Raw genomic sequence first — 25,830 nt, 5'->3', positions numbered from 1 at the left:
ACTCGAATCCTCTCAGCCGTACCAATTAAACTATACATTTCAAACGGTTAAAACCCTAAATAATCTATCTATATAATTTTTACGCTGAATTTAAATTCTAAGTTTTTATTATTTTGTATTCAAAATTTAGAACTGACTAAAGCCAAATCCAAAAAACCGTCCTAAATATTATGCTTTTCATCGAGTTGTTCCTAAAACAATATCTGAACGCCTAAAGCTATTTTCAGTTAAAATAGACCACTTCTTAGCAAGTGTATAACTTTACAGTAGTTTAGATTGAGCAACAAAAAATTTAAACAATTACCTTTCAACAGTTTGAGGAAGAATCCCTATGTGGTATTACTTACCTTAAACTCATTTACTTGCTTAATGTTTTTATTTAGTTTTAACAATACCTCAATAAGTGTATCAAGCTCTTTTTGTGAAACCCCTTGTAATAACAATCTTTCTCGCTCTAAAGCTACATAGAGAATTTTATCATGTAACTTTTCACCTTTTTCCGTCAGCTTTGCTAATGATGAACGACCATCTTTAGCATTTTTTATAAAGCTAATATGGCCTAACGTTTGTAATTGTTTTAAAGCTCGACTAACAGCTGCTTTATCTAGGCCAATCACCTGACAAATACGATTTGCAGAAATGTTAGTTTCTACTTTCAGCATCGCTAATACACGCCACTCAATAACGCCTACATTAAAGTTTTTTCGATAGCATACAGATGCACCACTTGAGAGTTTATTAGAAAGAAAATTTACAAGCGCAGGTATATAACGTTCAAGATCTAGCTGCTTAGCACTAGGTTCTTTGGGTTTAGAAGGCATTAGTTTTTCCAATTTTTAGGTATAAATAAATTTTACTAGGTAAATCTTGAGATTAAAACTATTTATGATCATTGCTTATTACGATCTAAGAGTTTTACATTCATAACGTTAACACTAAGTTAATCTCTACACCCAAATTATAGTTGACACCTCAACTATAATTCAACATTATAAACATAAAGTAACAAACATTAGGAACTTTATGTTTTCAGTAAACGTACGCAGTAAAAAGGTTGAAACACCTAATATTGTCAGTTTTGAGCTAGTACCTATAAATGGGCAAGCTTTACCTAAATTTGATGCGGGTAGCCACATTGATGTGGTGCTTAATGATAAAATAACTCGTCAGTACTCACTTATCAGCCATCCTCAATCCGAAGAGTTTTATAAAATAGCGGTATTAAAAGATGCCAATTCACGAGGAGGCTCAATTGCACTTCACTCTGATGTGCAAGTCGGTGATACATTATCAATTTCTGATCCTCGCAACCTCTTTGCACTCAATTCAACTCATAATAAAGCACTATTATTCGCAGGCGGTATAGGCATTACTCCGATAATCTCAATGGCAAGACAACTTGATCTTGAGTGCATTGACTTTGAGCTTCATTATCATGCTAAATCCCCCGTAGAGGCTGCTTTTTATCAAGAATTGCTAGAGTGTTCATTTTCTGAAAAGGTATTTTTTCACTTTTCAACCCAACCAAAAAAAGATGCCAAAGCACTTATTGGTGAATTTAAAACGAATACGCATTTATACACTTGTGGCCCAGCAGCTTATATGGAATATATTTTTGACAGTGCAAAGTCAAACCACTGGAAAGACGAGTACTTACACAAAGAAAATTTTAAAGCTGAACCTAAAGCAGAAGGTTCTGAAGATATTCCGTTTAAGCTCATTTTGAGCCGTTCAGGCTTAGAAATTGATGTTTCTGCAGAGCAAACCGCATTAGAAGCAATGGAAGATGCGGGTATTGAGTTAGACGTATCATGCGAAATGGGAATTTGCGGTACATGCGTTACCTCTGTGACATGCGGTATACCCGACCACAGAGATGAATTTTTTACTGTTGATGAAAAGGCAAAAAACGATAGGTTCACCCCCTGTTGTTCAAGAGCGTTAAGCGACTCTCTAACGCTAGATTTATAGAGAAAATTTTAACACTAGACTTTACACGAGACACTTATGACCACACATACACAAACTAATTCGGACGCTAAAACACCCTTTCCTCTTAATATGTGGTATTTAGCAGCACTAAGCAAAGAGTTAACAGATAAGCCACTAGCGCGCACTTTATTAAACACCCCTATCGTTTTGTTTAGAGATGCACAAGGCCATGCTAGCGCACTTGAAGATCGTTGTTGCCATCGCCAACTGCCTTTATCGATGGGAACACTTGAAAAAGAAGGATTAAGATGCGGTTATCATGGTCTATTATTTAATGGCCAAGGCCAATGTCTTGAAGTACCAGGGCAAAAAAAAGTTCCAAGAAAAGCAAAAGTAATGCCTTTTACACTTAAAGAGCAAGATGATTTAATTTGGATTTGGTTTGGTTCAGAGCAAGGCTCAACCCCTGTTCAAGACCCACCTCGCTATCTTTATCATTCTGACGAAAAATATGTTTACGATGGTGATGTATATCACTACAAAGCACCATTTCAACTCATACATGACAACTTACTCGATCTTAGCCACCTAGGTTACGTGCACCTTAAAACTATTGGTGGTGACGCTAAAACGCATATGCATGCACAAATGGATGTAGAAGCTATAGGTGATAAAGTGACCGTAAAACGTTACATGCCAAATTCAACCCCGCCACCAACATATACAGCTGCTTATCCATTTAAAGATAAAATAGATCGCTGGCAAGAAATTGAATTCTATCCATCACATTTAAGGATATGGACTGGCGGTATTGACGCAAACAGTGAATCGGTAACTAACCCTAACCGTGGCGGATTTCATATGCGTGGCTTACATTGCATAACTCCAGAGACAGAAGAAACATGTCATTATTTTTGGACTATATCAACAAACCCAACAACTGATATTGAAAACGTAAAACAAAAAGTAGTAGAGCAAACTCGTTACACGTTTAATGAAGACAAAGTGGTTATTGAAGCGCAACACAAATCAATGAAGCACTTTAAAGGGCAACCTATGATTGATATCCATGTTGATACCGGTGCAAATCACGCTAGGCGAATAATTAAGCGCTTATGTGAAGCTTAAAGGCTTGTTTTATTTATATTAAAAAATACGGTATTACTTTTTCAATGGCCTACAAAGTAATACCTCATCATATTGGACCAAAAATACGCTAATTAAAAATTACGTAGATACTTAGTAGACCAGCTTGCTACCTCTGTTGCTATTGGCAATAATAAACACATTAAAAAACCCATGTTCTCAAACACCACCTTTTATTATTTTTATAGTCTATGCGTTTAAGGATCATATTTGTTTAAACTCCCTATTACTACCATCGCGCTTATAATTGTATGCAGCGGATCTATTATCGGACCTCTCGGCATGGCCGGCGTCAACATAGCTATTCCAAATCTTGCAGAGGATTTACAAGCAAGCGCTAAAATGATTGGTTGGATGCCGACCCTTTACTTACTTAGTAGCGTGATATTTATGCTGCCTTGCGGGAAAATAGCCGATAACTATGGTCGAAAACGAGTATATGCATTTGGTTTAGGCCTAAATGCACTAGCATCACTGATGTGTGCTATTGCGCCATCAATTGAATGGGTACTTTTTTGGCGTTTTGTACAAGGCGCTGCAGGTGCCATGATTTTTGGTATTGGTGTTGCAATTATTACTTCTATTACGCCAAATAATAAAAGGGGTATGGCACTGGGCACCTCTGCAGCGTGTGTGTATATAGGCTTAAGTGCAGCCCCTGCAATAGGCGGTTGGCTCACCGAAATATGGGGATGGCGGTCTGTATTTTACTCTCAGATTCCGCTTGTACTTCTGCTACTACTTGCTATTAAACTTTTTTTACATGGTGAGTGGAAAAACGATAAAAAATCCTCGTTTGACTGGTGGGGTACTGCGCTTTTCTCACTCTTTGCAATATGTTTAGTATTAGGACTCAGTGATTTACCCACTATGACTGGATGGGGTTTAACATTACTTTCGGTAATAAGCTTAGGATTATTTATTATTCACCAAAGTAAAAGCAGGCGACCACTAATCAGAGTACAAATGTTCTTAGAAAGCAAAGTATTTAGCTTATCGCTGTCTACATCGTTTTTAATGTACGCCAGTAATTTTTCATTGGCTTTTTTGTTAAGCTTATATCTGCAATATATTAAAGGGTTAAGTCCTTCTCATGCTGGCCAAATCGTGTTACTGCAAGCGGTTTCTATGGCCATTATGGCACCATTGTCTGGTAAACTTTCAGATAAATTACAGCCACGCATAATAGCTACATTTGGCTGTATAATTGTTATGGTCAGCTTTTTTTTACTATCACTGTTATCTATGGACTCAAGTATCACATACATAAGTGGCTCACTGTTATTGTTAGGTATTGGCTTTGGCTTATTCTCAACGCCTAACAATAATGCAATTATGGGTGCTGTAGATAAGAATGAGTTAGGCGTAGCCTCCTCTTCCATGAATTTATCAAGAACAATTGGTAATTTATTTGGAATGAGCTTGGTAAATTTAATTGTGCATTATTACTTAGGGGACAGCACTTTTTCAGCGCAACATAGTCATGCTTTAATGAGTACAATTTCACTCGCGTTTAACGTGTCTTTAGGCTTTGTAATTCTAGCAAGCTGTATCTCGGCATTTCGTGGGAAAGCCTAAATTATGCGTTGCTGATACGGGTTACACGTATAAAAGTAATTATAAATCGTTTTATACGTGTAAGTGTATTTATAAATCGAGTGTTATGGACCCTGTTTTTGCTCTTGAACAACACGGCATAATCAACTTGCCTTGTGCTTTTTCTTTGTCTGTTAAAAAAACATCGCGATGTTCCGGATTGCCTTCCACTACACCAGTTTGGCAAGTGCCACAAACTCCTGATTCACATGCAACTGGTATAAATATCCCATTAACTTCTAGCACTTGAGAGATAGACTGCCCTTCGCCTACAGTAAACTGTTTACCTGAGCTAGCAATTTTTATAGTGAATGACGTGTCTTCTGAAATATTTTCAGCAACCACTGGTGCGGCGAAGTACTCTCGATGCAATCTCTCCTCAGACCAACCTAGCAAACGAGCTTGATTTAATACATATGTTATAAACTCAGCAGGGCCACATATATACAAGTCAGTATCATGAATATGCTCACCTAGCACCTGTTCTACATCCATACGACCCGATTGCAATTCTTGGCTAAAATGAAATGCTACTTTATCGCTAAACGACCCTAATTTTAATGCTTCAACAAATGCTGCAGTTTCAGAAGATTTAGCGCAATAGTGAAATGCGAAAGGTGTGCCTAAACTATGTAATGTTTGAGCCATCGTTAATAATGGCGTAACCCCTATTCCACCCGCAATCAATAGTGTATTTTTCTTTGGCTTCAGCAATGGAAAGTGATTTTTAGGTTTACTTACTTCGACTCTATCGCCTATTTGTAGGTTATGTACCTCTACTGATCCACCACGAGATTGAGGATCTTTTAATACTGCAATTTCGTAGTAACGTGGGTCGCACTGTAACCGACATAGAGAATATTGACGAAGCAAACCATTTGGTAGCTTTATATCAATATGTGCACCTGCCTCAAATGGTGGCAAATCCTCATTGTCAGCGCGTCCAAGTACGAGCCTAACAACCGCCTTTGCTTCAACGACCACATTTTTAACAATAACTGAAATCATCCTAATTCCCTTTGTTAAAATGTTACTGATTGGAGCGGTAGCTCATCTGTAGATATATTTTTCGCATTTATTTCTTTATCAATTAAACGCTCAATAATACGTCGCGACTGAACACCACCGGCATCTATATCAAGCTTTAAAAGATCAAATTGCGGGAAATTCTTCAGATTTTGCTGCTGGCGCTCTAATACCTCTAAATCTTCTTGGAAAATACTGCCTTGCCCTTCTCTAATTTTATTAGTTAATGTAGCGTCTCGGGCATTAAAGTTACGTGCCATCCCCCAAAAGTACCACATCGTATTTTCAGTCTCAGGAGTAATAAAATCAACCACTGTACTGCTCGCTTTTTTATTTTTTGGTGCATCAAAACCACCATAACCAGCATGTGCTACACCCACATCAATCATTACATGTGATGGCGGCATAAAGCGACAAATTTGCCAACGGTCTACTAGTGTATCCGATGCAAGCCCATTTCCCTCCAGAGCAGTTCGCCAAAATGGCGGTGCCATAATATTCTCCATATAACGGCGACAAAAAACTTTATCGCCTTCTACTTTAGTTTGCACCGGAGACTCATCAATTTCTTTTTGACCTATACTACTAGCATGAACGTAGGTTTCGTGAGTTAAGTCCATTAGATTATCGATCATTAAACGATAGTCGCATTTTATATGATACACCCCGCCCCCATAGGCCCAAGCATCATCTTCAGCCCAAGGTAAATATGGGATAAGATCTGTATTTGCAGCTTCTTTATCACCAGGCCAAACCCAGATAAAACCAAAGCGCTCCTCAACTGCAAATGACTTCATACACGGAAATTTCTGCACTCGTTGCAGCGGCATTTCTTTTGTTTTACCGTCCTCACCCATTTTTAGACCATGATAGCCGCATACAAGCAAGCCGTCCTCAACATATCCTAAAGATAAAGCTGCTCCACGGTGTGGACAAAAATCTAGCACCGCAGCTACTTTTCCATCCGCCTGACGATAAAAAGCAATACTTTGATCACACACTTTTCGGCCGAGTGGTTTATTGTGATTGATTTCATCACTCATTGCCGCCACATACCATGTATTTTTAATAAAGGTCTGCTTAGCCATACCTTGATCTCCTGTTGTGTTTTTGTTGTCATTGGATCCAATATAAACTAATAACCCAGATAAATGAAACAAATACGCACGCATTGGATCCATATAATTTTCTTTTTTGTACTTTTAGTCACGCTTTAGTTGTAAATTCACACTATTTCAATGACTATATGCAGTGTAGATTCCTAATTGGATCCAGTTTAAAAAGTAATTAAGGTAATTTTTTATGACTAAGTCAGGCCAAAATGCAGTAACCACATTGCGACAAATGATTTTAACTGGAGCACTAAAAACCGGAGAAAGGCTAGTTGAAATTGCTACTTCTGAACGTCTAGGTGTTTCAAGAACGCCTGTAAGAATTGCATTTAGAACACTTGAACAAGAAGGTTTGTTAACCAAACTTCCTAGGCGTGGCTACGAAGTCCGCTCAGTGTCACCAATTGAAATTGAAGGCGCTATTGAAGTAAGAGGAGTATTAGAGGGCCTAGCTGCTCGACAAGCTGCTGAAAACGGCCTTAACGAAGAACAAAAACATGAAATGCAATGCCTGCTTGCTTGTGGTGATTTATTATTTGAAGGGGCCGAACTAACTGAAGATGACTTAGCAACCTACCATGATATGAACCGTCGTTTTCATCTACTAATTATTGAAGCGTCGGGTAACTTGGCTATCCAGGCTGCATTATCTAAGAATGAGCACCTACCATTTGCTTCGGTAAGCGCGCTTGCCATCGACAAAAATAATATGCAAAAAGAGTTTAAACGCTTTGCATTTGCACATCAGCAACATCACCACGTATTTCATGCAATGCTTTCTCGCCAAGGTGCTCGTGCTGAAGGAATTATGCGTGAGCATGCACAAGCAACACTCGGTTACGATCGAAACTATCACCGAACAGAGCTTAAAAACATACTCACTGTTATTTCGCACGCAAATAAATAACCTGCGCAGGAGTGTTACTCACTCTTACACATTGAATGAGCCATATTCTGTAAGGTATGAAGCTTGCTAATGAAGGAGGCCTTTAAATATTAAAACTTATTAAGCATTTGTGCGCTCACGCGAGACCAACATAGCAATGCCCATACCACCACCAATACAAAGTGTTGCTAACCCTTTTGTTTTATTAGCTCGCTGCATTTGATATATCAGCGAGACTAAAATACGACAACCTGAAGCACCTATGGGGTGGCCTAAAGCTACCGCCCCCCCATTTACATTTAATTTTTTAGGATCAAGCCCTAATTCATTAGTTACATGCAGCGCTTGGGCTGAAAATGCCTCATTAGCCTCAATTAAATCAATATCATGCACTTGCCAATCCGCTTTTTTACACACGGCTTGCGTAGCGGCTATAGGCCCCACCCCCATATAAAGCGGATCAACGCCTTCACAAGCGGTAGCTTCAATCACAGCTAAAATAGGTAAACCTAGCTCTTTGGCATGGTCATCTGTGGTTACCACAACCATCGCTGCACCATCATTTATAGTAGAACTATTTCCGGCAGTAACTGAGCCACCTTTTTTGAACGCAGGCCTAAGCTTACTAAGGTTTATAATTTGTGTATCAGCTTTTACTGATTCATCAACATCAAAACTCTGGATATCGCCTCCACGTTTTACAATATGAATAGGGGCAATTTCATCTTTGAATAAACCACTACTAATAGCATGTGCTGCTTTTTGCTGTGAATGAACTGCAAATTTATCTTGTGCTTCTCGTGAAACCGAAAATTTTTCGGCAATATTTTCGGCGGTTACTCCCATATGAATATTTTCACGACTATCCCACAGCCCATCTTTTATTAAGCTATCAACCAGTGATAAATCACCTAATTTTTTAGGTACTCTATTATTGGGTAATACGTGCGCCGCCTGAGACATACTTTCTTGCCCACCTGCAACCACCATCTTAGTATCGCCGCAAAGAACTGATTGCGCAGCCAATTGCACCGCTTTTAGTCCTGAGCCACATACGTGATTAATAGTAAAAGCAGACACACTAATAGGTAGTCCAGCATTAAGTGCTGTTTGCCTTGCTGGATTTTGACCACAACCTGCTGTTAGCACCTGCCCTAAAATTACCTCCTCAATGTGTGGCTTTACTTGAGGTGTTTCATCAAGAACGGTTTTAAGTAACTGACTGCCTATTTCAATGGCTGACAGACTTGCCAAACTTTGTCCAAAACCGCCAATTGCAGTTCTTTTGGCTGCCACAATAACAGCCTTCATGCTACCACCTCGGGCAAGTCCATTTCTGGTACATACTCAGGAATAACAAGCTCACCTGCTGTTAACCGTTGAATATCTTCTACCGAGACATTCGGCGCCCTTTCTAACAAATGAAATTTACCGTCTTTAATTTCTATAAAAGCTAAATCAGTTAATACTTTTTTAATACAACCTTTACCTGTTAATGGCAATGTACAATTTGCTAATAACTTTGATTCACCATGCTTTGATGCATGAGTCATTGTGACAATAATATTATCAGCACCCGCCACTAAATCCATAGCGCCTCCCATCCCTTTAATTAACTTACCAGGGATCATGTAAGAAGCAATATTACCATTCACATCTACTTCAAAGGCACCTAATACGGTTAAATCAACATGCCCGCCACGGATCATGGCAAACGACTCTGCACTATCAAAAACAGAGGCGCCGGTTGCCATAGTCACCGTTTGTTTGCCGGCATTAATTAAATCAGCATCAATTTCTTGCTCTGTTGGAAATTGACCCATGCCTAATAAGCCATTTTCAGATTGAAGCATTACTTCAATACCTTCAGGGACATAGTTAGCAACAAGCGTCGGAATACCAATGCCTAAGTTAACGTAATATCCATCTTGTAATTCTTGCGCAACACGCATTGCTAATTGTTCACGAGATAAAGCCATTGTTACACTCCTTCAGCTTGCGAAGCACGAATAGTGCGTTGTTCTATACGTTTTTCAAATGAACCTTTAATAATACGATCCACGTAAATGCCAGGAGTATGAATTTCATCTGAATTTAATTGTCCTGCCTCTACAATCTCTTCAACCTCTGCCACCGTAATTTTTCCCGCTGTAGCCGCCAAAGGGTTAAAGTTACGTGCTGTCTTTCGATAAACTAAATTACCATACGTATCGGCTTTCCACGCTTTTACAATGGCAAAGTCACCTTTTATCGATTCTTCTAAAATGTAGGTTTTACCTTTAAAGTTACGTTCTTCTTTTCCTTGTGCAACCTGAGTTCCATAACCCGTTGCGGTGAAAAAGGCAGGAATACCGGCACCACCGGCACGCATTTTTTCGGCTAATGTACCTTGAGGTGTCAATTCAACATCCAGTTCACCAGACATCATTTGTCGCTCAAACTCTGCATTTTCACCAACATAAGACGCAATGATCTTTTTGATTTGTCGTTTTGCTAGCAGCAATCCTAAACCAAAGTCATCAACACCACAGTTATTCGACACAAGCGTTAACCCCTTAGTACCTTTTTTTTGTATTTCCTTAATTAAATTCTCTGGTATACCGCATAAGCCAAAGCCACCAGCTAAAACGGTCATACCGTCTTCAAGTCCTTCAAGCGCTTGAGAATACGTAATTACTACTTTATTAAATCCAGCCATTGTTTAAGTCCAAATTAAGAATGTGTTTATTAGTTTGACAACAAAGCAAGATATAGTTAATTTTATAATTATGTTTTATTAATTAGTTTTTCTTATAAATGAATATAAGACAATTGAAGGCATTTACCCAGGTGGCTTCCAGCCTAAGCTTTGTGGAAGCCGCAGCTAAATTACACTTATCGCAACCCGCGCTTAGTTTAAGTATCAAAAATTTAGAAGAGAGCTTGGGCGGTAAATTATTAACTCGCACAACACGTACATTAGTACTCACCCAAGAAGGTAAAGCATTTTTACCTGTCGCTAAAAACTTATTAAACCAAATAGACGCAGCAGAACGAGAGATGAATAAGCGATTTGCACTGGATCTTGGGCATACATCTATCGCAGCCATGCCCTCTTTTGCCAGTTCAATTTTGCCAAAAATAATTAAGCGTTTTCATACAAAGTACCCAAACATAAAACTCTCAGTGGACGATGTGTTATCTGATACGGTTATTGACTTGGTAAATGCTGACTTGGTGGAACTCGGTATTTCATTTGAGCCTAAACATAATGGTGACTTAGTATTTCATCCGCTGTATAACGATCAATTTATTGTGGTTTTACCTCAATTTCATCCGCTTGCTAAGTGCCATAGTATTAGTTGGTCGGAGCTACTAAAGTTTGAGTTAATTACTCTGCAAAGTCCCTCTTCTGTCAGAGGGCTAATTGAAGACACTCTCTCGCAGCATAACATTGCACTCAACCCTGCATTTGATGCGCACCAGTTAGCGACAGTTATAAGGATGGTGAGTAATGATTTAGGAGTGGCTGTTGTACCTGCACTTTGCAAAGAGCAAGCATTAGAAGCAGGCGTAATATGCAGAGAAATAAATTCCCCTATTATTGCAAGACGTGTAGGCGTTATTTCTAAACCTATCACGTCTTTATCTATCGCGGCTAAATCAATGCTTGAAACAATTAAGCTCTATTCATTGGAGTTAAGAGATTGAATTTAGGCCCATTGAATGTTCAAACAGGTGCCTTATTTGTATCATCACACTTTAAATCTCTTGCACCTTTACTTTTTAGTGCAGCGACCAGCGATGCAATTGCACAACAAATAGCAATTAGCACAAGCACAGCACTCAAAGAGTCCAATGTTTTTTGAAGTAAAGTTACAACAATAGGTGCTGTAAACTGACCTAAAAAGAACATACCCGTCCACATCCCAGTTCCTTTACCACGTACATTTTCAGGGAGTAGCTTTAATACCCATGTTAAAGTCGTTGGTAATAAAGAGCCAAAACCCAAGCAACCAATAAAAATAGCTATTGATGAAATTACAATTGAAGAAGACACTGCTGTTGCAAAGTAACCAAAGGCACTTAAACCAAAACCAACACATAATAAAAGTGGCCCTGAGATATGCTTAATTTTTCCGTAACAAAATGCACCTAATGCAACACCTATATTTGCTAAAGCTCCTATTCCGCCAATAATAGCGGGCGTCACTGCCTGACTAATCGACAGTACTTCACCTAGTTTTACAATCATAGAATAAAAAATAATACCAACAAATAGTGTTATAAATAATAGAGGCAGTACTTTTTTTACAGGGAATCCCGTGAGTTGTTTGTCTTCATTTGCTCTTACTTTAGGTTCAAATAAGTTTAAAGCAACCAGCAAAGCAACAGGCAAGGCAAGTAAGTATAAAACAAATGGGCCTCTTGAACCCAATACTTCACCCAACATACCGCCAAGTGCAATGAGAAAAATAGCACTTAAGCTCACTGACGCTATTTGTATAGAAATCCATTTTTGTCTTTCTTTTCCTATGAAGTAGTCAGCAATTAATGCGGTAGCAATTGTCATAATAACCGCTTCTGTAATACCTAAAAAAATACGAGATACTATTATATGAGATAAACTTTCCAAGAAATAAGGTAATACCCCAACAGCGCTGTATATTAACAGAGCAAAAATAAGGAGCGACTTCCTGCCAAACTTATCAGAAAGAGACCCCGCAATTGGAGAGAAGACAGCAACACAGAGTGCAGGAATAGTCATAGCAATAGGCACTAAAACCTCATAACCACTAATATGCTTAAACTCTTCAAGTAACATAGGCAGCACAGGAACAAGGGAGATGACTGCCATAACAGGCATAATAGCCGCTAAAATTAAAATAATACCGTGTTTAGTAGAAGCCACAGTGGGCGAGATAGTATTCATAAAAACTTCCTTTAATTATTGTGTGTTTTGCTTAGTGTGTTGTCGGGTCATTAAATACAAACCCGTAGGCTCCACTATGTGTTGAAAGTTTCCAATTGTAGAATTTAATATTTAGATAGAATGTATCACGTAAATAAATAGTTAATTGCAATTACCTTTTTTATCACCTTTCCTCGCTAGAGTGCCTAGCTCTCTCATGTATCTATGAAATAGGTAACTTCAATCATAAAAATCAATTAACTTGATATGCAGTTTTTACTTTATCTTTACTTTTGCGTTGCACACACATCGCAATCTCGTCACTTGTATTAACAAGTTATTAGTAAAACGCTTTTACACACACAATTATAAGGATAGAACTATGAACAAATCGTATTTACGTTCATGTATTCTGACTGCATGTTTAGCACCTTTAGCTATTTCGGCTCAAACTGCCGAAAAAACTACAGAACCTAAAGCAGATAGTGGTATTGAGTTAATAACGGTTACAGCACTTAGAAAAACAGAAAGTTTACAAGATGTGGCTGTACCTATTGATGCCGCAACAGGTAAAGAACTATCACGCATCGGTGTTACCGATGCAACAGGGCTTAATAAAATATCACCTGCACTCAATGTTGTCTCTGGTGGCGGCTCTAATACTGTATTTTTTGTCAGAGGCGTTGGTAACTTTGCTGTAAATGCATACACAGATGCTGCTTTAGCATTTAACGTAGACGGTGTATTTTTAGGGCGCCCAACAGCCACAACGGCATCATTTTTAGATGTAGAACGTATAGAGGTTTTAAAGGGACCTCAGGGCACTCTTTATGGCCGAAATGCAACAGCGGGTGCGATCAATGTTATTTCAACAAAACCTGAACTTGGTGAGACATTTGGCAATATTTCTATTGGTGCTGCTAACTATGGAACAATAACAGCTTCTGGTGCTGTCAATTTACCAATAAGCGATGACTGGGCAGCTCGTTTTGCGATTGGCAAAACTAAAAATGACGGCTACAACGATGATGGTACAGCGGCAACAGATGATACTGCATTCCGCGCACGTTTATTTGGTGAGTTTTCAGAAGATGTAAACCTTACCGTCACTGCAGATTACTCAACAACAAAAGGCAATGGTAATTCACCTTCATTTGAAGGTAGTTACGGATTCCCACTCCAAGGAAGTAATAACCACCCAAAAAATATTCCAGGTTACAACTTTAATCCTGCTCCAGATAACGTATCAGCTCCTCATACAGGTCCAGGTACACCAGCTGCAGTTGAATACTACACAGGCCAAATAACCTCGCCAGCATTTACTTCTATCACTCCCCTATATGACCCTTATATAGACAACGAGTATATGGGGGTATCGGCAGAGTTAAACGTTGCAACATCATTGGGTGATCTAACAATTATTCCGGCTTATAGAGAGAATACGGTTGACGTTTTATTTAATAATCCCGCTTTCCAAGCAGCTATTAATCAAGAAAATCACCAGCAATCTAGTTTAGAAGCTCGTTTCTCTACAACCGTAGGGGCGCTTGATTTAATTATGGGTGGCTTTTACTTTGATGAAAAAGTTGATGGTCTAGCCTCATTTAACCAATACAGCCTGCAATCAACGCAAGATATTGAAAACTCCAGTACAAAGTCAACCGCGTTTTTTGTTCATGGTAAATATCACATCTCTGAAGATCTTAGACTCGTTGGTGCTGTGCGTTGGACCAAAGATAAAAAAGAATTCCAGGGACAAGCGGATGTATTTCTAAATTTATGTATTAGAGATTTACCAGCCTACCCTGGCGGACCAGAAATCCCTAATTGTGACGGTGCGCCAGTTATTCCTGTTGGTGCAACTGTTGCAGAAACAATTGCATCTATTGATCCAGCTGATTTGCCAGAAGGAGCTCCTATAGCTAACCGAGGTCCTGTTCCGTATGGCCAAATTCCGTTGTTTCCTGGTGCGCCAGATAACCTGCGTGCAAACTTGCTTTTCATTAACCAAACACAAATTGACCGTGTTCAAGAAAATGACGAAATAACGTATCGAGCAGCAATAGAATACGATATTGCTGATAGTAATTTACTCTACACTAGTTACGAAACAGGCTATCGTTCAGGAGGGTTTAGTCCAACAGCAGGTCGTGAAGAGTTTTTACCTGAGTATATAAATGCATGGACATTTGGTTCTAAAAATAGATTTTTAGATAATTATTTACAAATCAATGCTGAGGCATTTATTTGGGATTATGAAGATCAACAGGCAAGTCACTTTGGTATTGATGGTAATGGTAATTCCGCGTTCTTTACTGAAAATATAGGTCAATCAAGTATTAAAGGCGTTGAAGTTGATATTCTTTATCAACTGACTGAAGCAACACGAATCAAAGGTAATATTCAATACCTAAAAAATGAGATTGAAGAGTTTAGTTACCTTCAAAAAACGCCAGACGAAGCTGTAAATGTTGTGACTGGTTGTGACACAACGGTAATAAGCATGACTGATGGGGAGCCCACATATAATGTCAACTGTTCAGGTAAGGAAGGCAGAAACTCGCCATCACTTTCTTTAACTGCAAGTATTAACCATTACTTAGAGTTTAATAATGGTTATTCGGCATCGGTGTCTTTTGATGCTCGTTACCGCGACGAACGTTGGGTTGGCTTTGACTTCTTACCATCACAGCGTGCTGAAGATGTTATTACCTTAGACACTTCTATGCAATTATTTTCAGCAAATGATAAGTGGTCAATTCTCGCATATGTGAGAAACATAACTGACGAAGAGATAAAAGCAACATCACAGTTATTTGCAAATGGTGGCAATACCATGGTATCAACCTATGAAAAACCAAGAACATACGGCATTACATTTAAATATGACTTCTATTAAGAGAGCACACACAATGAAAAAAAGTAGTATTTTATTTAATTTATTTCTATCTCTAGGCTGTTTAGCATTTACGTTTAACGGTAACGCAAGCGAAACAAAAAATGAGTGGATAACTCTAGGTACGATGGCAGGCCCTATTCCTAATGCAAAACACTCTCAACCAGCTAATGCGATGCTTGTTAATGGTAATACCTATTTAGTAGATGCGGGTGATGGAACTGCAGGGCAATTAGCAAAAGCAGGCCTTAATATAAAGGATGTGGATGCTATATTTTTAAGTCACCTTCACTTTGATCACACAGGTGGTTTGCCTGCAATTATTAGCTTAAGGTGGCAAACAAGTGCTAATAATGAGCTTGTTATATATGGCCCGCCAGGTACTCAGCAAACCGTTGATGGTATTTTTAAATACATGACTTACGGTGCATTAGGTCATTATGGTGTTCCTGGTCAAGTTCCAGCTCCTGCAAATAACAATATTAAAGTAATTGAGGTTCAAGATGGCTCAGATATTAAATTTGATGACTTTACTCTAAATGTAATTAGAAACACTCATTATAGCTGGCCAAAAGGCAGTGACGAATGGAACAAGTTTCAAGCTTTATCGTTTAAGTTTACACTGGATGATGGTTATACTGCTGTTTACACTGGTGACACGGGCCCTAGTAAGGCCGTAGAAAAACTCGCAAACGGCGTTGATTTATTAGTTAGTGAGATGATGGATATTGATCATACCGTTAATCAAATTAAGAAAACGAATCCTCGTATGCCAGAGAAAAAATTTAAAGGTATTCATAGGCACCTTTCAAAGCATCACTTATCTCCTCAGCAGGTCGGTGAGCTGGCTAAAGCAGCAGACGTAAAAAAACTCGTCATTACTCATATGGCGCCAGGGTTAGATACTTCAGAGGAAATCGACTTTTATACCAAGCAAGTGCAAGGTGAATACAAAGGGACGATATCAATAGCTCAAGATTTGAATCGGTATGAATTAAAGCACTGACCTAATTATATAAAACTATAAGTCGCCTATTAAGGCGACTTTTTTATAAGTTTTGTGCAGTAGAAATTACTTTTTCTCTTAACCACCGGTGTATAGGGTCGTTATCAAGTGTAGGGTGCCACATCATTGATTCAACTAAAAGGGGTGTATCAAAGGGAAATGAAACTACCTTTAAACCATGCTTTTGTGCGTGTATATTGGCAAACTTTTTGGGTAAAATAGCTACGCGTTGAGTCCCCTTCAAAGTATAAATCATAGTAGAAAAGTCATTTGTAATAATATCAACTTTTCGACTTCCTCCCATCGTCTCCGTTAACCATGTTTCAATACTTAAATGACTTGTTCGTGCAAAACCTACCGACACATGCCCCATACTGCCAACTTGTTCAGCTGAAATTACATCACCAGCAACTAACTTGTTATCCATATCGACTACACATGCAAGTTCATCAACCATAAGTAATGAACTAGGGTAACCATCAAGCATTACCGCTTCCGGTGCTATAAATAAATCGGCTCCTCCTTTGGTAAGTATATTAACTTCATGCGAAAACGGCGATAAAAACTCAAACGTCAATAATGGAGCTAACGTAGCAAGCTCGGTTAAAATACTAGAAAACAGAACTTGAATAACATAATCCGATGCAACAATTTTGAAATGACGTTCACTTTTTAATGGATCATTAAATCGCTTACCAATAATCCCGCCTCTAATGGTTGTCAGTACTTCAGTAATTGGTACTTGAACTTCAAGCGCAAAAGGGGTCGGTTGCATAGTTTTACCAACTTGCACCAACAAGTCATCCTCGAAAAAGGCACGTGCTCTACCCAAAATACTGCTCATAGCAGACTGGGATAAATGCAGTCTCTTAGCGCTTTTGGTTATGTTTTTTTCTTCTAGTAAAACATCTAATGCAACCAGTAAATTTAAATCTAAATGCTCAAATCTCATAACATTGGTCCACTGCTGATTTTTAAATTTTGGTTATTTTTAAGTATTAAAATTATTGATACAACCTATCTAAACATTCAATTTCATCAATTGCAAATGAAGTATTAATATAACTTAAACCAAAGTTTAACAACATCTGCGGACACACAATGAAATTTGCAACAATTAATAATTCAAAACCAGATGGTCAGCTTGTATTAGTCTCTAAGGATCTAACTGACTACGTAGACATTAGCGACCTAGCCGGCACGCTCCAAGAGGCACTAGATTTATGGCCTGCTATACAAGATAAGCTTTTACTTCGCTACGAGGCACTTAACGCACTTGAGCTAACAGGCATTAATAAAGTGTGTAACACTCAATTAATGGCCCCTTTACCACGTAGTTGGCAATGGTTAGACGGTTCACTTTTTTTAAATCATGGCGTGTTGATGCAGCAAGCATTTCATCTGGACCCAATCGAAGATGCTGATATTTATCCACTTGTTTATCAAGGTGCTGGCGATAGCTTTCTTAGCGCTAATGATAAAATTGCAGCTCCAAGTAACGAAGTTGGTCTTGATTTTGAGGGCGAATTTGGCGTGATGGTCGGTGACATCCCAATGGGGAGTAGTCCAGAGTTTGCACTTGGGAAAATACGTCTAATAGTCATGCTTAACGACATCAGCTATCGCGCACTCGGGCCAAGAGAAATGAAAACAGGTTTTGGCTTTGTACAAGCTAAAGGCCCTACCAGCTTCGCACCATTTGCTATTACCCCTGATGAGCTTGGTGAAAACTGGCGCAATGGTCGTATTTCACTGCCACTAGAAGTTTACCGTAACGACAAATGGTTTGGTGCGCCTGATGGCACAGAGATGTTTTTTGGTTTTCATGAATTAATTGCCCATGTCGCTAAAACTCGCCCTATTAAAGCGGGCACCGTGTTTGGCTCAGGTACTGTTTCTAACGCAGATATTAGTAAAGGACAAGCCTGTATCTCAGAGCTACGTGCTAAGGAAATGATTGCCACAGGCAAACCACAAACAGACTTTTTACAATCTGGCGAAACAGTTCATATGCGAGTACTAGATTCGCAGGGCAAGTCAATATTTGGAGATATAAAACAAGAAGCCATAATGGAGAATACACATGTTTAATCCATCACAATACACATTAATCGATTTATCGGTAACGCTTGAGAATAACCCCTATACCGATCCACCGCCATTATTACCAAAAATCGAGTATACCGACCACCAACAAGGTTGGCCAGAAATGTCATCAATGTTCCCTGGTTTAAAAAAAGATCAACTCCCAGGAAATGAATCGTGGGCGGCTGAACGTTTAGAGATCACCACTCATAGTGGCACTCACATGGACGCACCATGGCACTATGCCTCTACCACAGATGGTGGAAAACCAGCCTTTGGTATTGATGAGTTGCCCTTGGAGTGGTGTTTTCAACGCGGTGTTAAATTAGATTTTAGAGATTTTCCTGATGGTTATGTAATTACTGCCCTAGACGTTGAAAAAGAGCTAGCCCGAATTAATCACACCTTATCGCCGTTAGACATCGTTTTAGTCAATACCCGTGCAGGCTCTGTTTACGGTAAGCCTGGTTACCTTGATGCTGGTGTTGGTATGGGCCGCGAAGCCACCTTGTATCTTTTAGAGCGCGGTATAAAAGTTGTGGGTACCGACGCTTGGAGCTGGGATGCTCCTTTTAAATTCACTAAACAACGTTTCGAAGAAAGCGGCGACCCATCAATCATTTGGGAAGGCCATAAAGCGGGTCGCGACATTGGTTATGGGCAAATGGAAAAGCTAGCAAACTTAGCATCACTACCAAGTAGTGGTTTTTTAGTTTCATGTTTTCCTTACAAAATTAAACATGCCTCAGCAGGTTTTGTCAGAGCTGTCGCATTTCTAGAAAAGTAGTTGAGCACAACACATTAATTTATTAAGAGGTTATTATGTTTAAGTATTTCCCGACGAATTATGTATGGAATTTATCAGTAAATTTAGCTATCGAAATGGGCGCTCGCATTGGCGAAATCGAAGAAATGTGTGGCCCTTTACAAGAGGCTGCAAAATCACCAGATAAAGAAGGCGTTCAAGCATTTAGAGACACGTGGGCTAAAATGGCCGATAAACTATGTGGTCTTGCTGAAGAAGATCTAGAACGTGGCAGACTACTTTCTGCAGGGTACAAATATAATCGCGCTGCAACCTACCTTATAACCTGTGAACGCATTCAAGCACATGGCGCCTCGGGAAGAACAGAGCTGTATAAACGTTCACTTTCGCTTTTTCAAAAATCAATCGAACTGGGTCACGAAAACTGTGAACGCGTGGAAATTCCTTATGAAGGCAAACACCTTAGTGCTCTTTATGTCAAAGCCAAAGGCGTTAAAGGCCCTGCCCCTATTCTTATACAAATAAACGGCCTAGATTCATCAAAGGAAATGAAATATCGCGTTGGTTTACCACAATGGTTAGCAGAACGTGGCGTTTCATCACTTGTTTTAGATCAACCAGGTACAGGTGAAGCGTTAAAGCTACAAGACTTCCATGCTCGTTTTGACACTGAGCATTGGGCAAGTGTTGTTGTTGATTGGTTAGAACAACATGATGAAGTAGATAGCAAGCTAATTGGCATGGAAGGTGTCTCTTTAGGTGGCTATTACTGCCCTCGTGCGGTAGCGAATGAACCGAGACTTGCCCTAGGCTGTGTATGGGGTGCAAACCACGATTGGCGTGACGTTCAAAAACGTCGCTTAGAAAAAGAAGGTGACTTCCCCGTACCTCATTACTGGGCACATGTGCAATGGGTTTGGGGTGCTAAAAATATGGATGATTTCATGGAAATTGCTGAAAACGTCCACCTTGATGGTCAAATTGAAAAAATTAAAGTGCCATTTTTAGTCACTCACGGCGCTAAAGATTCGCAAATTCCACTTAAATGGGCCGAGCGCACCTTTGAGCAACTAGTCAATAGCCCTAAGCGTGAGCTAAAAATCTTTACAGAACGAGAAGGTGGTGTACAGCACTCTAGCTTCGACAACAGTTCAAACGCGGGTCAGTACATAGCTGATTGGGTAGCTGAAACATTTAACGAATTAAAAAAACAATAAGGATCACACCATGAATATTATTGGCCCCGATACGCTTGTTTTTGGTGTTGAAGACACCGAGAGTTGTAAGCAGTTCGCACTAGATTATGGCTTAACACAAAAAACTGAAACACGATTTGTTGCTCTTGATGGCACAGGTATTGAGATTAAAAAAGCAGATGACAGCTCATTACCGAATCCTCTTGCTACTGGTTCAATGCTGCGTAAAACAATTTACGGTGTAAAAGATCAGCATACAATAGATGCTTTAAAAACAGAGCTTGAAAAAGACCGAACAGTAATAACTTTAGACGATGGCAGTATCGAATCTGTTGACGATTTAGGGTTTGTTATTGGTTTTCAAATGACCATACGGCAATCGCTCGAGAATCTACCAGCAGAAAAAGTCAACGCGCCAGGGTGTGAAAACAACCGTGCTGTAAACAATATTGGTATTAATACAGACTTCAAGGCAAAGCCTCGTAGCCTTTCTCATGTTGTGTATTTTGTACCGGATGCCGTTAAAGCTGAAGCTTTTTACGCACAGCGTTTAGGCTTTATTACTACGGATCGTTTTACCCATATAGGTCCTTTTATGCGCCCTGCCGGTACCAACGATCACCACACATTATTTTTTATAAATACCCCGCCACACATGCAAGGTATTGAGCATTTCACTTTTCATATGAGCGGACCAACAGAAGTTTCTCAGGCAGGTACTGCCTTAGTTAATAAAGGCTATCAAAGCTTTTGGGGGCCAGGTCGTCATATATTCGGATCAAACTGGTTTTGGTACTTCAAAAGTCCGTTTGGCTGCAACATTGAATATGATGCTGATATGGATTTACACGATGATGAATGGACTGCACGAGAAGCAATGCCGGGTGCTGATAATTCGCAAGCTTTCTTGCTTCAGTACCGCGAAAAGTGGGCACCAATGGGCCCACCTCCCGGTAAACCAGAGTAATCATGAGTAAAGTATTTATCGCCTATAAAAGCGATATTACAGAGGGTCAAGCTAAAGGCTTTGACCCTTTTAATCAAGGGCGCGACAGCCTCTTTATAGTTCATAAAAATGGGGAGTATTATGGCTATAAAGATATCTGTCCTCACTACGGTGATACCACATTACCTTGGAAAAAAGATAAATACTTAGATTCAAAAAGTGATCAAATAGTCTGTGCTGCTCACGGCGCTTTATTCGAAATTAGCACTGGTATTTGCACACAAGGGCCATGTAAAAATCAGGCCTTAACAAACATTGAATTAGATATTCACCAACACAATGAAATTTGGGTGGATATAACAACAATAAAGGAGTTCTAAAATGAACCCGTGTATTTCTAATGTATTAATAATTGGTGGTGGCTTCTCTGGTATGTCGGCAGCCATCGAACTTGAGAAAAAAAATATTGCTGTCGATTTGGTAGAAATTGATCCTAACTGGCGAGCAGAAGGGGCTGGGATCAGTTTAGGTGGAGCTACAATTCGAGCTTTTCAACAACTTGGAATTTTAGAAGAGTTTTTAGCAAAAGGCAGTGCCCATGAAGGGTTAGATATATATGCCCCACATGGTTTGCACCTGGCCCATATACCAACGCCATTAATGGCTAATGCTAATATTCCAAAAGCGGGCGCTATAATGCGACCAGCACTTGCACAAATTTTGGCAAATAAAACGAAACAAACCAATGCCAATGTTAGGCTTGGCTGTACATTTTCATCTATTGAACAAGACGAAAATGGGGCAACAGTAACCTTTACCGATGGCACAACAAAAACATATGACCTAATTATTGGTGCTGATGGCTTGTACTCAAAAGTACGACAAGTCACATTCCCTGAAGCTGAAAAGCCTAAATTTGTAGGCCAAGGTGTATGGCGAGCCGTACTGCCTCGCCTTGAAGGCATTGATAACACGGTAATGTGGGTAGGCGAACATATTAAAGTAGGGGTTAACCCTATGTCGAAAAACGAAATGTATATGTTTGTTACAGAGGATAAAATTGAAAATAATTATATTGAACCAAAAGACTTTTTACCTTTATTAAAAGCACTTGTAGCCAAATTTCCAGCACCGGTAGTACAAGAAATACATGCTCACCTAAATGAAAACTCTAAAATTGATTACCGACCACTTGAAGGGCTATTAGTTAAAGAAGCATGGCATAAAAACCGAATCGTACTTATTGGCGATGCAGTACATGCAACGACACCTCATTTAGCGTCGGGTGCATGTATAGGTATTGAAGACGCTATTGTACTGGCTGATGAACTAACTAAGCATGCTCAGTTAGAACACGCACTAACCGCTTTTAAAGAGCGCCGTTGGGAGCGTTGTAAGCTTGTTGTTGAAAACTCAGGTCGACTTGCTCAAATTGAAATAGAAGGAGGCGACAAAGCTGAGCACTCTGCAATTATGCGCGACTCCCATATTGCTTTAGCTAAAGCAATATAACTGACCCGATTTTAGGTTAACTAGGTTGTTAATACCCCTTCGCTGAAAATGAGTGACAGCGAGGGGGTATTATTTATATTATCCCAACTAATTATAAAAATAACGGACGCCTTGCCATATCAAATGCAGGGATAAAAAGCTCAAGATAAGTCGTAATACCTTTCTAAAGTTAGCTCCATGAGTTTTATTTAATACATGTAAACCTATAAACGTTCCGAACACACCACTAATAACCATACAAAAAATTAAAGGCAGCCAATTAAAAAATGCAAATCCAACAACGCTAAAAACCGCCGCTTTTAATACATGCTGAAGTGCCATACAGCTTGAAAATGTTGCCGTAAATTTTAATTTTTCATACTCTTTTGTATACAAATAACTGCTTACAATTGGGCCGCTAGCGCCAACAAATACAGAGAGAAAGGCAGTACTCAACCCTGCAATAAGGCGCACGCTTGGTGATGTGCCACTAAATTTGGGCTTTGGACCCCACAACAAATAAAAAATAAATATTGCCAACACAATTTTCATCGGCTCAAGTGCTATTTGTGTTAATACAGTAGTCGATAGCACAGCACCAAACAGCCCTCCTACTGAAAAATAAGCCAACATATTCAGGTCAATGTATCTATACGTTGCTATTGCACGAGTCGCATTAGAGCCTAACTGAACCAGGCCATGAACAGGAATAACAATTGACATAGGCAGTATAGAGGCCATTGAAAGCAGTAGTAATAAGCCGCCTCCTGCGCCAAATGCGGCGGTAATAAATGATCCAAAAAAAGCGAATGCAATTAAAATCCCCGCATATAGCGGGGTGAGTAAATCATTTAGTAATAAGCTCAAAACGAAAAACCTTAATTGCTACATTTAAAACTCTTCGGTGTCTATTTCCGCTTGAGTTGCCTCAGGATAACGCGGACCACTAACTGAGAACGGTGAGAATAAAGCTGATAGTTGCGTTAACTGCTCTGCTGACAGTACAATTTTTTCAGCACTTACATTATCGGCTAAATGTGCATTATTCTGTGTGCCAGGGATAACATGAACATGCTCACCTTGATGAAGCACCCAGGCTAAACACAATTGAGCCAGTGTTAAATTTGTGCTTTGTGCGATAGATTTTAATGCACTTAACAATTGCTTGTTTTTGCTAAAATGAGGTTCATTAAAGCGTGGCATACCACGTCTAATATCACCTTCAACTAGTACCTCTAGACTGGTAACCTGCTCAGTTAAGAAGCCTCTCGCTAATGGTGAAAATGCAATAAAAGCAGCCCCTATATGCTTACATGTTTCGAGGACTGCAATTTCAGGATTACGTGTCCATAACGAATACTCTGATTGCACCGCTGCAATCGAATGAACATTATTTGCTCGCTTTATTGAGTCGGCTGATACCTCAGATAAGCCAATTGCTTTAATTTTTCCTTCACCAACTAAGCGCGAGAGCTCGCCAACACTCTCCTCAATCGGCACAGATTTATCCATACGATGTAAGTAATATAAATCTAGAACTTCTGTATTTAGACTAGTTAAAGACGCCTCTATTGTTGATCGAAGCGTTTGTGGACGCCCATCAATAACACGCTTGCCATTAACGCCCGCCATACCACATTTGCTCGCCAAAAAAATTTTATCTCGGTGTGGTGCTAAAGCTTTACCTAGTAGGGCTTCATTTTTACCAAATCCATACAAAGCGGCAGTATCAAAATGCTCAACACCTAAATCAATCGCTGCGTGTAATAAATTAATTGCAGCTTCATCTGAGGGAGGACTCCCATAGGCATGGCTCAAGTTCATACAGCCCAATCCAATTGGATTAACGCTATGACCATTAATTTTACGCTTATTCATACGCCCTCCTTTGCGATTAATTATTGATTATTTAATTGCTGCTCTAAGTCGTGAAGCACCCGATAACAATCAAGTACCTGCTCCACACTTGAGTTAGGCTCGCGACCTTCTTTTATAGCAGTAAAAAACTCTCTATCTTGCAGCTCAATACCATTCATTGATACATCAACAGCGGAGACATCAATCGCATTTTCTTTGCCATCCACTAAATCATCATAGCGTGCTATGTATGTTCCTGTGTCACCAATATAGCGGAAAAATGTTCCTAAAGGCCCATCATTGTTAAACGATAATGATAAGGTACAAATTGCACCATTTTCAGCTAGTAATTGAATAGACATATCTAAAGCAATACCAAGCTCTGGATGAATTGGTCCCTGAATAGCATTCGCTTTAACCACTTTAGCGCCTGCTTGATAAGCAAATAAATCAACAGTGTGCGCAGCGTGGTGCCATAAAAGGTGATCAGTCCACGACCGGGCCTCGCCTTTAGCATTGATATTTTTACGACGGAAAAAGTACGTTTGTACATCCATTTGCTGAATACTAAACTCATCAGCCGTTATTTTATTATTAACCCATTGATGTGATGGATTAAAGCGCCGAGTATGCCCAACCATACAAGTCAGCCCCGTGCGCTTTTGTACCTCAACTACCTTTAATGAATTCTCCCAGCTATCTGCTAATGGGATTTCAACTTGCACATGCTTACCCGCTTCCATACATTGGATAGATTGCGCAGCGTGTTGCTGAGTAGGTGTACATAAAATAACTGCATCTGCGTCAATTTTAAGCGCATCATTTAAGCTTGTAAAAACCTGTGGAATGCCATACTCATCAGCCACTTTTTGAGTTTTTTCTAGCGTACGACCAACAAGTGCTACCACTTCAACACCGTCGATATTTTTAATACCGTCAAGGTGCTTAATTCCAAATGCGCCTGGTCCAACAACAATTACTTTCATAAAATTTCTCCA

24 protein-coding genes are annotated in these 25,830 nt (G+C 39.5%); 13 read left to right on the top strand and 11 right to left on the bottom strand.

Features of this window, described 5'->3' with window-relative positions:
* Positions 1-329: 329 nt before the first annotated feature.
* Positions 330-821, bottom strand: a complete 492-nt coding sequence (locus H5122_RS02410; protein ID WP_182681183.1) for a MarR family winged helix-turn-helix transcriptional regulator — start codon at positions 819-821, stop codon at positions 330-332.
* A 202-nt stretch (positions 822-1,023) separates the two neighbouring features.
* On the opposite strand from H5122_RS02410, the gene H5122_RS02405 reads away from it, so the two are divergent.
* The 3 genes from H5122_RS02405 (at position 1,024) to H5122_RS02395 (ending at position 4,656) form a co-directional block, all read left to right on the top strand.
* Positions 1,024-1,971 (top strand): PDR/VanB family oxidoreductase, encoded by a 948-nt coding sequence (locus H5122_RS02405; RefSeq protein WP_182681182.1) that lies wholly within the window; start codon positions 1,024-1,026, stop codon positions 1,969-1,971.
* 36 nt (positions 1,972-2,007) lie between these two features.
* On the top strand, positions 2,008-3,060 hold the full coding sequence (locus H5122_RS02400) for an aromatic ring-hydroxylating dioxygenase subunit alpha (RefSeq protein WP_182681181.1): 1,053 nt from the start codon (positions 2,008-2,010) through the stop codon (positions 3,058-3,060).
* Between the two features lie 243 nt (positions 3,061-3,303).
* Positions 3,304-4,656 (top strand): MFS transporter, encoded by a 1,353-nt coding sequence (locus tag H5122_RS02395; RefSeq protein WP_404936272.1) that lies wholly within the window; start codon positions 3,304-3,306, stop codon positions 4,654-4,656.
* Positions 4,657-4,725: 69 nt separating this feature from the next.
* Here the strand turns inward: H5122_RS02395 and H5122_RS02390 are convergent, their stop codons facing one another.
* Entirely contained in the window at positions 4,726-5,682 is a 957-nt protein-coding gene (locus H5122_RS02390; RefSeq protein ID WP_182681179.1) for a PDR/VanB family oxidoreductase, read from the bottom strand.
* A gap of 14 nt (positions 5,683-5,696) precedes the next feature.
* Positions 5,697-6,881 carry an aromatic ring-hydroxylating dioxygenase subunit alpha gene (locus H5122_RS02385; RefSeq protein WP_259395734.1) on the bottom strand — a complete coding sequence of 395 codons (1,185 nt, stop codon included), beginning with the start codon at positions 6,879-6,881 and terminating at the stop codon, positions 5,697-5,699.
* Between the two features lie 121 nt (positions 6,882-7,002).
* On the opposite strand from H5122_RS02385, the gene H5122_RS02380 reads away from it, so the two are divergent.
* Entirely contained in the window at positions 7,003-7,719 is a 717-nt protein-coding gene (locus H5122_RS02380) for a GntR family transcriptional regulator (RefSeq protein WP_182681178.1), read from the top strand.
* 99 nt (positions 7,720-7,818) lie between these two features.
* Here the strand turns inward: H5122_RS02380 and H5122_RS02375 are convergent, their stop codons facing one another.
* From H5122_RS02375 to H5122_RS02365, 3 genes are read right to left on the bottom strand one after another with little or no spacing between them, the layout of a single operon-like run.
* Positions 7,819-9,009, bottom strand: coding sequence for an acetyl-CoA C-acetyltransferase (locus H5122_RS02375; protein ID WP_182681177.1), 1,191 nt, complete (start codon positions 9,007-9,009; stop codon positions 7,819-7,821).
* Complete coding sequence (locus H5122_RS02370) at positions 9,006-9,677, bottom strand: 3-oxoacid CoA-transferase subunit B (protein WP_182681176.1); 672 nt, start codon at positions 9,675-9,677, stop codon at positions 9,006-9,008. Before H5122_RS02370 ends, H5122_RS02375 begins: the two co-directional genes overlap by 4 nt.
* A gap of 2 nt (positions 9,678-9,679) precedes the next feature.
* On the bottom strand, positions 9,680-10,396 hold the full coding sequence (locus H5122_RS02365; protein WP_182681175.1) for a CoA transferase subunit A: 717 nt from the start codon (positions 10,394-10,396) through the stop codon (positions 9,680-9,682).
* Between the two features lie 98 nt (positions 10,397-10,494).
* Between H5122_RS02365 and H5122_RS02360 the strand changes: the two genes are divergently transcribed.
* On the top strand, positions 10,495-11,388 hold the full coding sequence (locus H5122_RS02360; protein WP_182681174.1) for a LysR family transcriptional regulator: 894 nt from the start codon (positions 10,495-10,497) through the stop codon (positions 11,386-11,388).
* Between the two features lie 19 nt (positions 11,389-11,407).
* Here H5122_RS02360 and H5122_RS02355 read toward each other — a convergent pair whose 3' ends face one another.
* A complete protein-coding gene (locus tag H5122_RS02355; protein ID WP_154902995.1) occupies positions 11,408-12,610 on the bottom strand; it encodes an MFS transporter in 1,203 nt (400 codons plus the stop codon).
* 361 nt (positions 12,611-12,971) lie between these two features.
* Between H5122_RS02355 and H5122_RS02350 the strand changes: the two genes are divergently transcribed.
* The gene (locus tag H5122_RS02350; protein ID WP_182681173.1) at positions 12,972-15,488 is read left to right on the top strand and encodes a TonB-dependent receptor; all 2,517 of its coding nucleotides are present in this window, start codon (positions 12,972-12,974) and stop codon (positions 15,486-15,488) included.
* Between the two features lie 13 nt (positions 15,489-15,501).
* Positions 15,502-16,491, top strand: coding sequence for an MBL fold metallo-hydrolase (locus H5122_RS02345; protein WP_182681172.1), 990 nt, complete (start codon positions 15,502-15,504; stop codon positions 16,489-16,491).
* 43 nt (positions 16,492-16,534) lie between these two features.
* Here H5122_RS02345 and H5122_RS02340 read toward each other — a convergent pair whose 3' ends face one another.
* Entirely contained in the window at positions 16,535-17,443 is a 909-nt protein-coding gene (locus H5122_RS02340; RefSeq protein ID WP_182681171.1) for a LysR family transcriptional regulator, read from the bottom strand.
* A 149-nt stretch (positions 17,444-17,592) separates the two neighbouring features.
* Here H5122_RS02340 and H5122_RS02335 point away from each other — a divergent pair, with 149 nt between their 5' ends.
* The 6 genes from H5122_RS02335 to H5122_RS02310 are packed head-to-tail and all read left to right on the top strand — an operon-like array spanning position 17,593 to position 22,996.
* Positions 17,593-18,582, top strand: coding sequence for a fumarylacetoacetate hydrolase family protein (locus H5122_RS02335; protein WP_182681170.1), 990 nt, complete (start codon positions 17,593-17,595; stop codon positions 18,580-18,582).
* Complete coding sequence (locus H5122_RS02330; RefSeq protein WP_154902990.1) at positions 18,575-19,363, top strand: cyclase family protein; 789 nt, start codon at positions 18,575-18,577, stop codon at positions 19,361-19,363. The genes H5122_RS02335 and H5122_RS02330 overlap by 8 nt, the downstream gene beginning before the upstream one ends.
* 35 nt (positions 19,364-19,398) lie before the next feature.
* Positions 19,399-20,559 carry a S9 family peptidase gene (locus H5122_RS02325; protein ID WP_154902989.1) on the top strand — a complete coding sequence of 387 codons (1,161 nt, stop codon included), beginning with the start codon at positions 19,399-19,401 and terminating at the stop codon, positions 20,557-20,559.
* A gap of 10 nt (positions 20,560-20,569) precedes the next feature.
* The gene (locus tag H5122_RS02320; protein ID WP_182681169.1) at positions 20,570-21,505 is read left to right on the top strand and encodes a VOC family protein; all 936 of its coding nucleotides are present in this window, start codon (positions 20,570-20,572) and stop codon (positions 21,503-21,505) included.
* A gap of 2 nt (positions 21,506-21,507) precedes the next feature.
* Positions 21,508-21,864, top strand: coding sequence for a Rieske (2Fe-2S) protein (locus tag H5122_RS02315; protein ID WP_182681168.1), 357 nt, complete (start codon positions 21,508-21,510; stop codon positions 21,862-21,864).
* 1 nt (position 21,865) lies between these two features.
* Positions 21,866-22,996 (top strand): FAD-dependent oxidoreductase, encoded by a 1,131-nt coding sequence (locus H5122_RS02310; RefSeq protein WP_182681167.1) that lies wholly within the window; start codon positions 21,866-21,868, stop codon positions 22,994-22,996.
* A gap of 87 nt (positions 22,997-23,083) precedes the next feature.
* Here H5122_RS02310 and H5122_RS02305 read toward each other — a convergent pair whose 3' ends face one another.
* From H5122_RS02305 to H5122_RS02295, 3 genes are read right to left on the bottom strand one after another with little or no spacing between them, the layout of a single operon-like run.
* Positions 23,084-23,842, bottom strand: a complete 759-nt coding sequence (locus tag H5122_RS02305) for a sulfite exporter TauE/SafE family protein (protein ID WP_182681166.1) — start codon at positions 23,840-23,842, stop codon at positions 23,084-23,086.
* Positions 23,843-23,866: 24 nt separating this feature from the next.
* Positions 23,867-24,853 (bottom strand): aldo/keto reductase, encoded by a 987-nt coding sequence (locus H5122_RS02300; RefSeq protein ID WP_182681165.1) that lies wholly within the window; start codon positions 24,851-24,853, stop codon positions 23,867-23,869.
* A 20-nt stretch (positions 24,854-24,873) separates the two neighbouring features.
* The gene (locus H5122_RS02295) at positions 24,874-25,818 is read right to left on the bottom strand and encodes a Gfo/Idh/MocA family oxidoreductase (protein WP_182681164.1); all 945 of its coding nucleotides are present in this window, start codon (positions 25,816-25,818) and stop codon (positions 24,874-24,876) included.
* Positions 25,819-25,830 lie beyond the last annotated feature (12 nt).

Source organism: Pseudoalteromonas sp. SG43-8, from assembly GCF_014164245.1.
GTDB classification, from domain to species: Bacteria; Pseudomonadota; Gammaproteobacteria; order Enterobacterales; family Alteromonadaceae; genus Pseudoalteromonas; species Pseudoalteromonas distincta.
The sequence above is the reverse complement of the archived record's forward strand: the minus strand, read 5'-3'. Positions and strand labels throughout refer to the sequence as shown.